The sequence below is a fragment of the Streptomyces sp. NPDC002092 genome (assembly GCF_053593775.1).
This window is the reverse complement of sequence record NZ_JBSFDG010000020.1, coordinates 159,214-172,551: the sequence shown is the minus strand read 5'-3', so window position 1 is coordinate 172,551 and position 13,338 is coordinate 159,214. Positions and strand designations below refer to the sequence as shown.

The window sequence follows — 13,338 nt, the reverse complement described above, 5'->3', positions numbered from 1 at the left end:
TTAAGCACGCCGCCAGCGTTCGTCCTGAGCCAGGATCAAACTCTCCGTGAATGTTTACCCGTAATCGGGTGACACATCACGAGAGCGGAACAACCAGGCGGAATAAGCCCGGCCGTTCACAGCGTCCTCGCTGTGTTTTTCAAAGGAACCTCGCCACCAGGAAACTTCCCGGTGTCGGGGTATCAACATATCTGGCGTTGATTTTTGGCACGCTGTTGAGTTCTCAAGGAACGGACGCTTCCTTTGTACTCACCCTCTCGGGCTTTCCTCCGGGCAGTTTCCCTTCGGTCTTGCGTTTCCGACTCTATCAGACCGTTTCCCGATCCGATTTCCTCGGTGCTTTCCAGGTTCCCGCTTTCGCGTTTCCCTTTCCGGCAGTTCCGACTCTATCAGATCCTTTCGGGCCTGACTCCCAGTCAGAGGGGCTGTCCTCCCGGCCGTTGGGCCGTTCCGACGTCTCAAACCTTAGCGGATCCCTTCGGCAGTTCCTAATCGGGCTGCCGGTTCCGAATCGAATTGAATTCGGGCATGCCGAACGCAATCCCATTGGGAGATCGTTCTGATGGTTTGAGGGTGCCGCTCATACGGCGGAGGTGCTGTCGCAGAACCGTTACGGCTCTGTGGCAACCCGAAGAACTCTACGGATCCAGGAGGGGGTTGTCAAGCACCCTCTGTCAAGATCTTTTATGTCGGCCTCAGTCCAGGTCGGTGAGGCGTCCGCCCGCGTCCGGCTGGGCGTCTTCCACCCTGCGCAGGAGGCGGGTGAGGACCTCTCCCAGGGTACTGCGCTCGCCGGGAGACAGGTCCTGGAGGAGGTCCTCCTCGAAGACCGTGGCGAGGCGCATCGCCTCGAGCCACTTCTCGCGGCCCTCGGCGGTCAGCTCCACGATCACCCGCACCCGGTTGGACTCGTCGCGCTCCCGGGTCACCAGACCCTCGGCGACCATGCGGTCGATCCGGTGGGTCATCGCGGCCGGCGTGAGCCCCAGGCGCTTGGCGAGATCGCTCGGGCCCAGGCGGTAGGGGGCGCCGGAGAGGACGAGGGCCTTGAGGACCTCCCACTCGGCGTTGCTGATGCCCAGGGCGGAGGTCTGGCGGCCGTAGGCGACGTTCATACGGCGGTTCAGGCGGGACAGGGCCGAGACGATCTTTTCGACCTGGGGGTCGAGGTCCCGGAACTCGCGCTGGTAGGCGGCGATCTGCTCTTCGAGTGTCGGTTCGCCGAGGGTGCCGGGGGTGTCGCCCATGGGCGAAGTATGGCACGGGCCTGCTTGGCGTTGAAGTTCTTCTGGGTGTACTGTTTAGCTTCGAACTTTAGGTTCTAAGTCTTCACTCCTAACTACTGAGAGAGGTGAACGTGACCAGGGCGATGGGCGCAGCGATGCGCCGGATCCACGTGGGCAACGCACTCAGCGCGTTCGGGCTCGGCTTCACCGTCCCCTACCTGTACGTCTATGTGGCGCAGGTGCGGGGGCTGGGGGCCATGACGGCGGGTCTCGTGCTCGCTGTCTTTGCTGTGGCCGCGCTGATCGTGCTGCCGTTCGCCGGGCGGGCCATCGTCCGGCGCGGTCCCCGACCGGTCCTGCTCGCCGCCCTGGTCACTGCCGCCGTCGGGGCGCTGAGCCTGGGGCTGGCGAGCAACAGCACCGCCGTGCTGCTGTCGGCGGCCGCGCTCGGAGCCGGTCAGGCCGTGATGCAGCCGGCGCTCGCGACGATGATCGTGGACTGCTCCACGGCGGACACGCGCTCGCGTGCGTTTGCGATGCAGTTCTTCCTGCAGAACCTGGGGCTGGGTGTCGGCGGGCTCATCGGCGGCCATCTCGTCGACTCTACGCGCGTCGACTCCTTCACGATGCTGTTCTCGATCGAGGCTGCGGTGTTCCTGCTGCTCGCGGTCGTGATGGCCACTGTGCGGATGCCGCACTCCCCGCGCATCGAGGACGCGCCCGCGCGGTCCTCGAAGGGCAGCTGGAAGCAGTTGCTCGGCAACCGGGCCATGGTGCAGCTGTCCGTGCTCGGCTTTGTGCTGTTCTTCGCCTGCTACGGACAGTTCGAGTCGGGGCTGAGCGCGTACGGCGTCGAGGCCGCGGGCATCTCGACGTCGGCGCTGGGGACCGCGCTCGCCGCCAACACCCTGATGATCGTCGTCGCGCAGTTCGCCGCGCTGAGGTTCGTCGAGCGCCGGCGCCGGTCCCGGGTGATCGCCGGTGTCGGGCTGATCTGGGCCGTGGCGTGGGTCATGGCCGGGTACGCCGGGCTCGGGCACGGCAGCCAGGAGATGGCGACGGCCGCGTTCGTGTCGACGTACGCCTTGTTCGGGCTGGGTGAGGCGATGCTGTCGCCGACCGTCGCTCCGCTGGTCGCCGATCTCGCGCCGACGGGGATGGCGGGGCAGTACAACTCCGCCTTCGCCCTGGTGAAGCAGCTTGCGCTGGCGGTCGGGCCCGCGGTGGGCGGGCCGCTGGGGGCCTCGCTGCCCGCGCCGTACATCGTGACGTTCCTGCTGTTCTCGCTGGGGATCAGCGTGCTTGCGCTGCGGCTGGGACGGCGGCTCACGGCGGTGCAGGATCAGCCTTGGCTGGCGCGCCGGAGCCGAGTGGTTGCCCGGGGTGGGGCACCTGCCCAGCCTGTGGTCACGGAGGCGTAAGGGACCCGGTACTGGGGGCGGCGGGTTTGGGCGCTGCTCGCTGGCAGGTGCCGCTCTCTTTGGGTCGGGAGCCGCCCCAGCGGCACGACTGCCCGCAGCTTCGGGCGAATGTAGGTGGGGCAACTGCAGCCCCCTAGGGGCGCGGGGAACTGCGCGAGCAACCCACCACGCACCCGCACCCGCACCCGGCGACGGCCGGAAGCCCCAGCGGCGCTACCCCTTCGGCAAAACAAACTCGCACCAGACCGCCTTGCCTCCGCCCGGTGTGCGGCGTGAGCCCCAGTTCGAGGCGATCGTCGCGACGATGGCGATGCCCCGGCCCGACTCGTCGCCGGGCTCCGCGCGCCGGCGGCGGGGCAGGTGGTCGTCGCCGTCGGTGACCTCGATGATCAGGCGGCGGTCGGTGCGGCGCAGGCGCAGGCGCATGGGTGGTGTGCCGTGCTGGAGGGAGTTGGCGACCAGTTCGCTGGCCGCGAGGACGCCGAGGTCGTGCAGGTCGGTGGGGAAGCGCCAGCTCGTCAGGACGCCGGAGGCGAAGGCACGCGCGCGTGGGGCCGCTTCGATGCCCCCGAGGAGTTCCAGGGCCGCGTTGCGGAAGAGGTCGCTGTCCGGGCCCGTGCGGGCCGGGTGCTGGAGGACCAGGACGGCGACGTCGTCGTCGTGGTCCGCCGTCACGCCCGCTGAGCGGACCAGGCGGTCGCAGACGACCTGGGGGGTGCCCGTGGCGCCGGACAGGGCGCGCTCCAGGGCTGCGATGCCCTCGTCGAGGTCCTCGTCCCTGCGTTCCACCAGGCCGTCCGTGTAGAGGACGGCGGTGGAGCCGGGGCCCAGGGGGATCGAACCCGAGGTGTGGATCCAGCCGCCAGTGCCGAGGGGCGGGCCGGTCGGTTCGTCGGCGCGCAGGACGACTCCGCTCTCGTCGCGGACGAGGATCGGGAGGTGGCCGGCGGAGGCGTACACCAGGCGGCCCTCGTTCGGGTCGTGGATGGCGTACACGCAGGTCGCGATCTGGTTGGCGTCGATCTCCGTGGCCAGGCCGTCGAGGAGCTGCAGGACCTCGTGCGGGGGCAGGTCGAGGCGGGCGTACGCGCGGACCGCGGTGCGGAGTTGGCCCATGACGGCCGCGGCTCGTACGCCCCGGCCCATCACGTCGCCGATGACCAGGGCCGTGCGGCCGCCGCCGAGGGTGATGACGTCGTACCAGTCGCCGCCGACCGCCGCCTCGGTGCCGCCGGGCTGGTAGGTGGCGGCGATGCGCAGGTCGTCGGGTTCTTCGAGTTCCTGGGGCAGCAGTGACCGCTGGAGGGTGACGGCTGTTTCGCGCTGCCGGCGCTCGCTGGCGCGCAGGCGTTCGGCGGCTTCGGCGTGGTCGGTGACGTCGGTCGCGAAGACCAGTACGCCCGCGTTCTCGCCTTCCGTCACGGGGGTGCAGGTGAAGGTGTAGGAGCGGCCGTCGGGGGCCTTGCGGGACTTGAGGGTGCGGGGCTTGCGGCTGCGCAGGACCTGGTCGAGGAGCGGGAGCAGGCCCAGTTCGTCGAGTTCGGGGAGGGCTTCGCGGGCGGGCTCGCCGAGCGGCCGTACGCCGAAGGCCGTCACATAGGCGTCGTTGATGTAGGCGACGCGGTGGTCGGGGCCGTGGACGAGGGCGACGAGGGCCGGGACGCGGTCGAGGACCTCGCGGACGGGGAGCTCGTCGACGGCCGGTACGGGGGCGTGCTCGTCGGTGAGTTGTTCGGCGCGGGCCGCGGGCACGGGGTTCGGGGTCTCGGCCTGCCGGTCGGGGGCGGCCGTGTGATCGGTCCGCGCTGCGGCGCGGCGCTGCGTTCCGGGGAGCCGGGCGCTCCAGCGCGTGAAGTTCACGAATCCTTGCCTCGTGTCGTCGTCTTCGGTGTCTTCGGCGCCTTGGGCCGGCTCCGGACCCGGCCGGAGGGCTGGGGGGTGACACCCCCGGTATGCAGCACGGTGGAGAGAGCCTCTTGGGTTCGAAGGGCGAGCATCCGCTCGCCCTGGGGGCGGGGATCAGTCTGGCAGTGTGGCCTACCGGGGCGACATCCGTGAGACGCCCGGTCGGTCGGTGGAGTTCCTCGGTCCGGTCAGGACGACCCCTTCGGGTCGTTCATCGGGTCGGTAGGAGGCTTTCCACCGGCCGCGAGTTCGAACTCCGCTCGGGGATGTTCGAGCGAACCCAGGGAGACGATCTCCCGCTTGAAGAGGCCCGAAAGGGTCCATTCGGCCAGAACACGGGCCTTGCGATTGAAGGTCGGCACCCTGCTGAGGTGGTAGACGCGGTGCATGAACCAGGCAGGGTAGCCCTTCAGCTTGCGCCCGTAGACGTGGGCGACGCCCTTGTGCAGGCCCAGGGAGGCGACCGAGCCGACGTACTTGTGGGAGTAGGTCTCGAGGGGTTCGCCGCGCAGGGAGTGCGCGATGTTGTCGCCGAGGAGCTTGGCCTGGCGGACCGCGTGCTGGGCGTTGGGTGCGGTCTCCGTGCCGGGTTCGGCGGCGGTGACGTCGGGGACGGCGGCCGCGTCTCCTGCCGCCCACGCGTGCGTGGCGCCGTCGATCGTCAGCTGGGGGGTGCATTTCAGCCGACCGCGTTCGGTGCGGGGCAGGTCGGTGGCGGCGAGCAGCGGGCTGGGCTTCACACCGGCGGTCCAGACGACCGTACGGGTCGGGAAGCGGGCGCCGTCGCTGAGGACGGCGACACGGTCCGCGCAGGACTCCAGGCGGGTGTGCAGGCGTACGTCGATGTTGCGGCGGCGCAGTTCGGTGACCGTGTAGCGGCCCATCTCCTCGCCGACCTCGGGCAGGATGCGGTCCGAGGCCTCCACGAGGATCCACTTCATGTCCTCGGGCCGGACGTTGTGGTAGTAGCGGGCGGCGTAGCGGGCCATGTCCTCGAGTTCGCCGAGCGCCTCCACCCCGGCGAAGCCGCCGCCGACGAAGACGAAGGTGAGGGCCGCGTCGCGGATCGCGGGGTCGCGGGTGGAGGAGGCGATGTCCATCTGCTCGATGACGTGGTTGCGCAGGCCGATGGCCTCCTCGACCGACTTGAAACCGATGCCGTGGTCGGCGAGGCCCGGGATGGGCAGCGTGCGCGAGATCGAACCGGGGGCGAGGACCAGTTCGTCGTACGTCATGTGCTCGGGTCCCGCTCCCTCCTCCTCCGTGGCGAGGGTGGTGACGGTGGCGGTGCGTTTGGCGTGGTCGATGGAGTGGACCTCGCCGACCACCACATGGCACTGGTCCAGGACGCGGCGCAGCGGTACGACGACATGCCGGGGCGAAATGGCACCGGCGGCCGCTTCGGGAAGGAATGGCTGATAGGTCATGTAAGGGTCCGGAGTGACGACGGTGATCTCGGCCTCGCCCCGCCTGAGTTCCCGTTTCAGCTTCTGCTGGAGGCGCAGGGCCGTGTACATCCCGACGTAGCCACCACCGACAACGAGAATGCGCGCACGTTCCTTCACCATCCCATGACGCACCCAGCGCTTGAGTTTGTCCACAGCCTCGACAATTTGTGTGACGCGGGACCGGGGACGCCCAGGGTTGGCCGAATTGCCCGACTGCCCGGAAGCATTGCAGGTCAGCGGGTGTGCGCCGGATGACCTTGGGGGGCGCAATCGGGACGTATGCGACCCGTACTCCGATCGGGGGGCGCTCTGTGCGGAACCTGCCCCTTCTGAATTGACCCCCTCTCAACTATGTTCGTGTCTCGACGGGGTGTAGGGGGATGCACTCATCGGTCGTCAAGTCCGTGACGGACGGGCCGGTGAACCGGGCTTGTTCCCACGCTCCGGCAACCAATGAATGGCGGGGAGAGTCTCCGGGGGGAGACGTCATTACCGGGGGAACGCTTATGCATGTTCAGGACTCTCATTGGTCGTCCGCGTCTGCACTGACAACGGGCGGCATCGTGAGCGCGGCGACGGGCAACGGACGCGGGGACTCCTCGCGCACGGCGCCGCTGCGCGTGGATGCACAGCGCAATCTGGAGCACGTACTGCGCGCGGCGCGCGAGGTCTTCGGCGAGCTGGGGTACGGCGCGCCGATGGAGGACGTGGCGCGGCGGGCGCGGGTGGGTGTGGGGACCGTGTACCGGCGGTTCCCGAGCAAGGACGTCCTGGTGCGGCGGATAGCCGAGGAGGAGACCTCCCGGCTGACCGACCAGGCCCGGGCGGCACTCGGCCAGGAGGACGAGCCGTGGTCGGCGCTCTCGCGCTTCCTGCGGACGTCGGTGGCCTCGGGCGCCGGGCGGCTGCTGCCGCCGCAGGTGCTGCGGGTCTCGGTCGCCGACGAGGAGTCCGACGGGACGGTCTTCGACGAGGCCCGGGTGCCGCAGCAGCGGACCCAGCCGGGTTCCGGGGAGCTGCGGCTCGTTCCCGAAGGGGCCCCGAGGGTCTCGGCGGAGGACGACACGGGTGCTGCGGCGCTGCTCGAGGTCGTGGGCCGGCTCGTGGAGCGGGCGCGCGCGGCGGGTGAGCTGCGGGCCGACGTGTCGGTCTCGGACGTACTGCTGGTCATCGCGACGGCGGCACCCTCGCTGCCGGACGCGGCCCAGCAGGCGGCCGCTTCGGCACGGCTGCTCGACATCCTGCTGGAGGGGCTGCGGTCACGGCCGGCCTGAGGCGGCGGCCCGTCCGCGGGACGGGGCGTGTCAGCGTCTCCGGCGGGCCGTAACTCGAACGGTCCGTAACTCGAAGAGGTGACGGTGGGGCGTGGGCGCCGCACAGCCCGCGCACCCGGCGTGAGCCCGGAATGAGCGGGACATTTCCGGTATGCCACTCAACTGCCGCTCAACTTACGTCTGTCGGGCGTCAATTGAGTCTTCCCCGAATGAGTGACGGCTAGTACTACGGCACGACAAGTCCCCACGGACGGGTGGATGGTCCGCTCTGATGGGTCCTGAACAAAAGCCAATATGGCACTCTGACCCGGTGTTCGGGACTGGTTGGGCAGGCGTCGGGGGCTTTCCGCGATGAGCGTTGACGGGCGGGACGAGTCACTGGGTGACGGTGACCCGGAGGCCGGTGGTTCGCCGCAGGTGCCGAGTCAGGGCGGGCCGGGCGGACGGGCGGGTGTCCCGCGCGGCGGCGGTCGCCCGGAGACCGTCATCCCGCCGCAGGGCGGCGAGCCGGTCGAGCCCGTCGAGGGCAGTGTCCCGGCGCAGCGCGACCGGCGGGAGGACGGCGTCCTGCCACCTCCCAGGGATCAGCCGCCCTCCGACGCCGATCTGATCGGGCGGATGCGCTCGGGCGACGACACCGCGTACGAGGAGCTGTTCCGGCGCCACGCGGGCGCGGTGCGCCGCTACGCCCGCACCTGTTGCCGCGACGCGCACACCGCGGACGACCTCACCGCGGAGGTCTTCGCCCGGATGCTCCAGGCGGTGCGCGGTGGCCACGGCCCCGAGCACGCCGTACGCGCGTATCTGCTCACCACCGTCCGGCGGGTGGCCGCGAACTGGACGAAGTCCGCGAAGCGTGAGCAACTGGTCGACGACTTCGCGGTGTTCGCGGCGCAGGCCGCGCGCTCCTCCGAGGTGTCCGAGGACACTGCATCCATTGGCTCCTTCGGAGCGGGCCTGGAGCTCGGCGCCGACGTGCGCGCGATGCACGAGGCCGAGCAGTCCATGGCCATGCAGGCCTTCCGGTCGCTGCCGGAGCGCTGGCAGGCCGTGCTGTGGCACACCGAGGTCGAGGACGAGTCGCCGAGCGAGGTCGCCACGCTTTTCGGCCTTGACGCCAACGGCACCCGGGTGCTCGCCAGCCGTGCCCGCGAGGGCCTCAAGCAGGCCTATCTCCAGGCACATGTCAGCGCCACGCTGGCCGGCGACGAGGAGTGCGCCCGCTACGCCGACCGGCTCGGCGCCTACGCCCGCGGCGGACTGCGCACACGTGCCGAGCGGGGACTGCGCAAGCACCTGGAGGAGTGCGCCAAGTGCCGGCTGGCCGCGGGCCAGATCAAGGAAGTCGCCGGCGGTATCCCGGGCGTCGTGCCGGTCGCGGTCATCGGCTGGTTCGGTGCCGCCGGGTACGCCAAGGTGGCCGCGCTCGTCGCGGGCGGCACCGGAGCCGGTGCGGCCGGGGTCGCGGGTGCGGCCGCCGCGGCGAGCGGTGGCTCCTCCAGCGGGGCGGGAGCCGGTGGCGCGGCGGCCTCCGAGGGGCTGGGTGCGCCCGCGAAGATCGGCCTCGCCGCCGGTGTCCTCGCCGCCGCGGGTGTGGCGGTGGCCCTCGCGCTGTCCGGGAGCGACACCCCGGTCAGGAAGCCGGACGCGAAGCCACCCGCCTCCGCGCCGGCCGTCCGGCGTGAGTCGCCCAAGCCCACGCCGCCGAAGAAGAAGCCCGAGCCGAAGCCGCCGGTGATCGTGCCCGCGGCGGCTCCCGCGCCGGCTCAGGCTCCGCCTCCCCGGCAGAAGGCCAGCCCGACCCCCACTCCCACTCCCACCCCCAAGCCGAAACCGAAGCCGGCCCCGAAGCCCACGCCCACGCCCGCCCCGACTCCGCCGCCGGTTCCGGCCGTCTACCAGTGGAGCGGGCTGTCGTACGACCTCGGCGGCGACGGCACCAGGCCCGAGATGCGGATCGGCGAGAGCAGCTGGGTGTGGCAGCGGTACGGCATGGCGATCGCCGGAAAGCAGTACCCGCAAGGCGTGACGGTGCACGGCGAGTCCTCCGTCACCGTCGACCTCAACCGCAGCTGCTCCGCCTACGACGCCGTGGTCGGCGTCGACGACATGACCCTGGGGCTCGGCAAGGTCTACTTCTCCGTCTACGCCGACGGCGTCCGGCTCTGGCAGTCCGGGCTGGTCCAGGCCGACCACCCGGCCGTCCCGGTCCATGTGAACCTCGCCGGGCACCGGACCGTACGGCTGGTCGTGCAGCCGCAGAGCAGCTTCGACACCCTGACGCTCGCGGACTGGGCCGAGTCGAAGTTCACCTGCTCATAGGGCGTACGGCCGCGGTTTGGGCCGTGGTTGGGCTACGGGAGCTGCTCGGCAGGGTGCTTGTGCACGGCCTCGCCGAGTGCGGTCAGGAGGTCGTCGGCGGTGAGGGCGGCACCCCGGGCGCACTCGGCCTCGTACTCCTCGGCGCACAGCGCGGCGCGGGCGGCGGCCTCGGCCCGCTCGGCCTCGGCGCGCTCCGGCATGGTGCGCGGCTCGCCGCCGCGCAGGTGCTTCGCGGCGGCGAGCAGGCGGACCGCGCGCGGATGGTCCCCCAGGTCGGACAGCAGGGCGGCCGTGCTGTCCACCAGGGCCGCCGTGACCACGTCCGCGCAGCGCCGCTCCACCGCCTCACGGACGGTGTCGGCCAGCTTCGGCAGTCCGCGCGCCGGGCCCGACTCGGCGACCGTCACCAGGCCGTCGATCGCGTTCAGCATCACCATGAACTGGGGCGGAGGCGTGCCCCGCCCGATCTCCGCGCGAGCCGCCCCGTGCAGCGCGCGGGCACGGGCGGTGTCCTTCTCGTCCAGTGCGAGCTGGGCCCGCATCAGCAGGACGAAAGCCCTGGAGTCCGGTACGCCGTAGCGGTCGGCTGCGGCGGTCGCCTCGTCCAGCCCGCTGCGCGCGGTCTCGCGGTCGCCCGCCCGGTAGGCGATCTCGGCGAGCCGGGCCAGCAGGAACGGTGTCTCGGTGTACGCGCCCACCTCGTAGGCGAGCCGCAGTGCCTCCCCGTACTCGCCCTTGGCCTCCTCCAGTCGGCTCCGGGCCATCGCCGCCTCACCGGCCGCGCTGCACACCTGGGCCCGCATCCAGCGGTCGCCGACGCGCCGGCTCAGCGCCCTGAGCTCCGCGATGTCCTCGTCGACGCCTTCCATGCCGCCCGGTGAGTCGACCGCCATGTGCGTACGGAACATCAGGGCGACGCCGACCGCCCAGTCGTCGCCGTGGGCACGGCAGTTGGCGACGGAGACGTCCAGGGCGGCGCGGACGTCCTGCGGGCTGTCCAGGACGAAGGTGGTGAACGGCCAGACGAGGCCCGGCATACGTGCCGCCTCCGGGCCGCCCCGCTCGAAGAATTCCCGCAGCCGGCCGACGTACTGACGCAGCCGGTCGTCCAGCAGAGCGTCCATCGGCTGAGTGTCCGACTTCATGAACAGGTGCAGCATCCGGAGGTTCATGCGGAGGGTGTGGCAGGGGTGGTGCGCTTCGGCGTCGGGGTCGGAGAGGTAGGCGTCCATGGGGTCCATGGGGCCTATGGGGTCCACGGCAGGGGCCTGTGAGGCGGTGACGGTGGTGGTGTCCAGAGCGACGCCCAGGCGGAGGACCTGGTCCAGCCAGGACTCGGCCTCGTGCCGGTAGTTGCGCAGCCACCAGAACCAGCCCATGGACAGGGCGAGGGCGCCGGCCTCCGGCTCGGCGCCCGCGGTGAGGGCACGGTGCAGGGCTGCGCGGATGTTGTCCAGCTCGGTCTCCAGACGGGAGATCCACGGGAGTTGGCCGGCGGAACGCAGGAGGGGGTCGGCCTCCTCCACGAGCGCGCGCACCCACGCGCTGTGCCGGCGCTCGGCCGCGGCGCGCAGTTCGGGGGCCTCGGCGGCGCGCTCCGCGGCGTACTCGTGGATGGTCTCCAGCATGCTGTAGCGCATGCCGCCGGAGCCGGTCCCGTCGTACGAGGTCTCGGCCGGGGTGGCCACGATCAGGGACTTGTCGACGAGCGCTCCGACGAGATCTGTCGCGGGGCCGGTGCACACGGTCTCCGCCGCGGCGAGGTCCCAGCCGCCGGCGAACACGGAGACCTCGCACAGCACCGTGCGCTCCCGCTCGTCGAGCAGTTCCCAGGACCAGTCGACGACGGCGCGCAGGGTCTGCTGGCGGGGCAGGACCGTACGGCTTCCGGAGGTGAGGAGGCGGAAGCGGTCGTCGAGGCGGTCGGCGATCTGGCGGGGCGTGAGCAGCCGCAGCCGGGCCGCGGCCAGTTCGATGGCGAGCGGCAGACCGTCCAGGCGGCGGCAGATCTCCTCCACCGCCTCGCGGTCGCGGAGCACGGCGGCCGCGTCGGGACGGACGGCGGAGGCGCGCTCCTCGAAGAGACGGTGCGCCTGGTCGAGGACGAGGGGCTCGACCGGGCGCACGGACTCGCCGGGGACGCCCAGGGGTTCACGGCTGGTGGCGAGGATCCTGAGCCCTGGGCAGCGGGTGAGCAGGGTCTCCGCGAGGGCCGCCGCTGCTTCGATGACATGTTCGCAGTTGTCAAGGATCAGGAGTTGGCTGCGCGGGGCGCAGTACTCGACGAGCAGGGCGAGCGGGTCGTCCTGCGGGGCCGTCAGCTCGGTGGTCATCAGCACGGTCTCGCGCAGACCGAGCGCGCTGACCACCGCGCCAGGCACCGCCTCCGGGCGGTCCAGCGCTGCCAGTTCGACCAGCCAGGCCTGGGGGAGCCCGGCTGCGGCCTCCTCGGCGAGGCGGGTCTTTCCGGAGCCGCCCGGACCGGTGAGGGTGACGAGCCTTGCCCTGTGCAATTCGGAACGGATGGCGTCGAGTTCTGGTTCCCGACCCACGAAAGAGGTAAGGCGGGGACGGATGTTGCCGGTGCGGGTGGGGGGCTCGGGTTGGGGGGCGGCGGGGGCGCGGGTGGGGTGCGGTGTCGGCGTGGGGGTGAGCAGTTCCGTGTGCAGGCCACGTAGTTGGGGGCCCGGGTCGGTGCCCAGGCCTTCGGCGAGGGCTCGGCGGGCGGTCTCGTATGCGGCGAGGGCGTCGGCTGTACGGCCCGTGTCGCGCAGGGCGCGGATGAGGAGGGCGTGCAGCGGTTCGTCGTACGGGTGCGCCGCGGTCAGTTCCTTCAGGTGGGGTACGGCGGCGTGGGCGCGGCCGAGGTGCAGGTCGGCGTCGATGCGGGCCCTTGTCGCCTCGCGGTGCAGCGCTTCGGGGCGGGTGGCGGCGAGGCGGTCCGGGAGGTCGGCGAGGGCGGGCCCGCGGTACAGGGCCAGGGCCTGGTCCAGGGCGTGTGCGGCGGTGTGCGGGTCGCCGTCGTCGAGGGCGGTGGTGCCCTGGCGTACCAGTCGCTCGAAGACGAACAGGTCCACGTCGTCGCGGGTCGCCTCGAGGCGGTAGCCGCCGGGGGCGGAGGTGATGCTTTGTCTGCCGAGGGTGCGGCGCAGGCGGGCGACGAGGGCCTGGAGGGCGGCGGGAGCGTCCTGGGGCGGAGTGTCCGACCAGACCTCGCCGATGAGGGTGTCGGGGGTGGTGACTCGGCCTGGGCGCAGGGCCAGGGCGGTGAGGAGGGTGCGGAGGCGTCGGCCGGGGATGGGTAGGGCGGTGCCATGGTCGTCCTCTGCCTGGGTGACGCCCAGGATTCTGTACCGCACCAGGTCATTGTCGCCGGGGGGTGGGAGTGGGGCACGTGGTTTGTGGAGGCGGGGGCCGCTGCGGGTGCCGGGCGTCGGGTGTTTTTTCGCCCCCGCCGCCCCTTCCCGTCCCGTCCCCAGGGGCTGCCGCCCCTTCGACCCCGCCAGAGGCTCCGCCCCTGAACCCCGGCGGGGACTGCGTCCCCTGCACCCCTCTCGGGGCTCCACCCCTGCACCCCGGACAGGGGACCGCATCCCCTACACCCCTCACGGGGCTCCACCCCTGCACCCCAGGCGACGGACCACATCCCCACCACCCCTCACGGGGCTCCGCCCCCGCACCCCGTTTCGGGGCTGCGCCCCGGGCCCCTATCGGCCTGAACGGCCTCGTCCTCAAACGCCGG

The 13,338-nt window shown here is 71.4% G+C and carries 7 protein-coding genes; 3 read left to right on the top strand and 4 right to left on the bottom strand.

Features of this window, described 5'->3' with window-relative positions; genetic code table 11:
• Positions 1 to 695: 695 nt before the first annotated feature.
• The gene (locus ACWCRD_RS37055) at positions 696 to 1,247 is read right to left on the bottom strand and encodes a MarR family winged helix-turn-helix transcriptional regulator (protein WP_450970092.1); all 552 of its coding nucleotides are present in this window, start codon (positions 1,245 to 1,247) and stop codon (positions 696 to 698) included.
• A 122-nt stretch (positions 1,248 to 1,369) separates the two neighbouring features.
• Here ACWCRD_RS37055 and ACWCRD_RS37050 point away from each other — a divergent pair, with 122 nt between their 5' ends.
• Complete coding sequence (locus tag ACWCRD_RS37050; RefSeq protein ID WP_450970098.1) at positions 1,370 to 2,647, top strand: MFS transporter; 1,278 nt, start codon at positions 1,370 to 1,372, stop codon at positions 2,645 to 2,647.
• A gap of 213 nt (positions 2,648 to 2,860) precedes the next feature.
• Here ACWCRD_RS37050 and ACWCRD_RS37045 read toward each other — a convergent pair whose 3' ends face one another.
• Positions 2,861 to 4,507, bottom strand: coding sequence for an ATP-binding SpoIIE family protein phosphatase (locus ACWCRD_RS37045; RefSeq protein WP_450970091.1), 1,647 nt, complete (start codon positions 4,505 to 4,507; stop codon positions 2,861 to 2,863).
• Between the two features lie 233 nt (positions 4,508 to 4,740).
• Complete coding sequence (locus ACWCRD_RS37040; protein ID WP_450970097.1) at positions 4,741 to 6,120, bottom strand: NAD(P)/FAD-dependent oxidoreductase; 1,380 nt, start codon at positions 6,118 to 6,120, stop codon at positions 4,741 to 4,743.
• 386 nt (positions 6,121 to 6,506) lie between these two features.
• Between ACWCRD_RS37040 and ACWCRD_RS37035 the strand changes: the two genes are divergently transcribed.
• Together ACWCRD_RS37035 and ACWCRD_RS37030 are read left to right on the top strand one after the other, a co-directional pair.
• Positions 6,507 to 7,274 carry a TetR/AcrR family transcriptional regulator gene (locus tag ACWCRD_RS37035; RefSeq protein WP_450970090.1) on the top strand — a complete coding sequence of 256 codons (768 nt, stop codon included), beginning with the start codon at positions 6,507 to 6,509 and terminating at the stop codon, positions 7,272 to 7,274.
• 351 nt (positions 7,275 to 7,625) lie between these two features.
• Positions 7,626 to 9,596 (top strand): sigma-70 family RNA polymerase sigma factor, encoded by a 1,971-nt coding sequence (locus ACWCRD_RS37030; RefSeq protein ID WP_450970089.1) that lies wholly within the window; start codon positions 7,626 to 7,628, stop codon positions 9,594 to 9,596.
• A gap of 32 nt (positions 9,597 to 9,628) precedes the next feature.
• Here the strand turns inward: ACWCRD_RS37030 and ACWCRD_RS37025 are convergent, their stop codons facing one another.
• The gene (locus tag ACWCRD_RS37025; protein WP_450970088.1) at positions 9,629 to 12,955 is read right to left on the bottom strand and encodes a BTAD domain-containing putative transcriptional regulator; all 3,327 of its coding nucleotides are present in this window, start codon (positions 12,953 to 12,955) and stop codon (positions 9,629 to 9,631) included.
• Positions 12,956 to 13,338 lie beyond the last annotated feature (383 nt).

Coding starts and splice junctions, on each gene's coding strand:
- ACWCRD_RS37035 (WP_450970090.1), top strand. CDS start 6,507: ATGCATGTTCAGGACTCTCATTGGTCGTCCGCGTCTGCACTGACAACG.
- ACWCRD_RS37055 (WP_450970092.1), bottom strand. CDS start 1,247: ATGGGCGACACCCCCGGCACCCTCGGCGAACCGACACTCGAAGAGCAG.
- ACWCRD_RS37030 (WP_450970089.1), top strand. CDS start 7,626: ATGAGCGTTGACGGGCGGGACGAGTCACTGGGTGACGGTGACCCGGAG.
- ACWCRD_RS37050 (WP_450970098.1), top strand. CDS start 1,370: ATGGGCGCAGCGATGCGCCGGATCCACGTGGGCAACGCACTCAGCGCG.
- ACWCRD_RS37040 (WP_450970097.1), bottom strand. CDS start 6,120: ATGGTGAAGGAACGTGCGCGCATTCTCGTTGTCGGTGGTGGCTACGTC.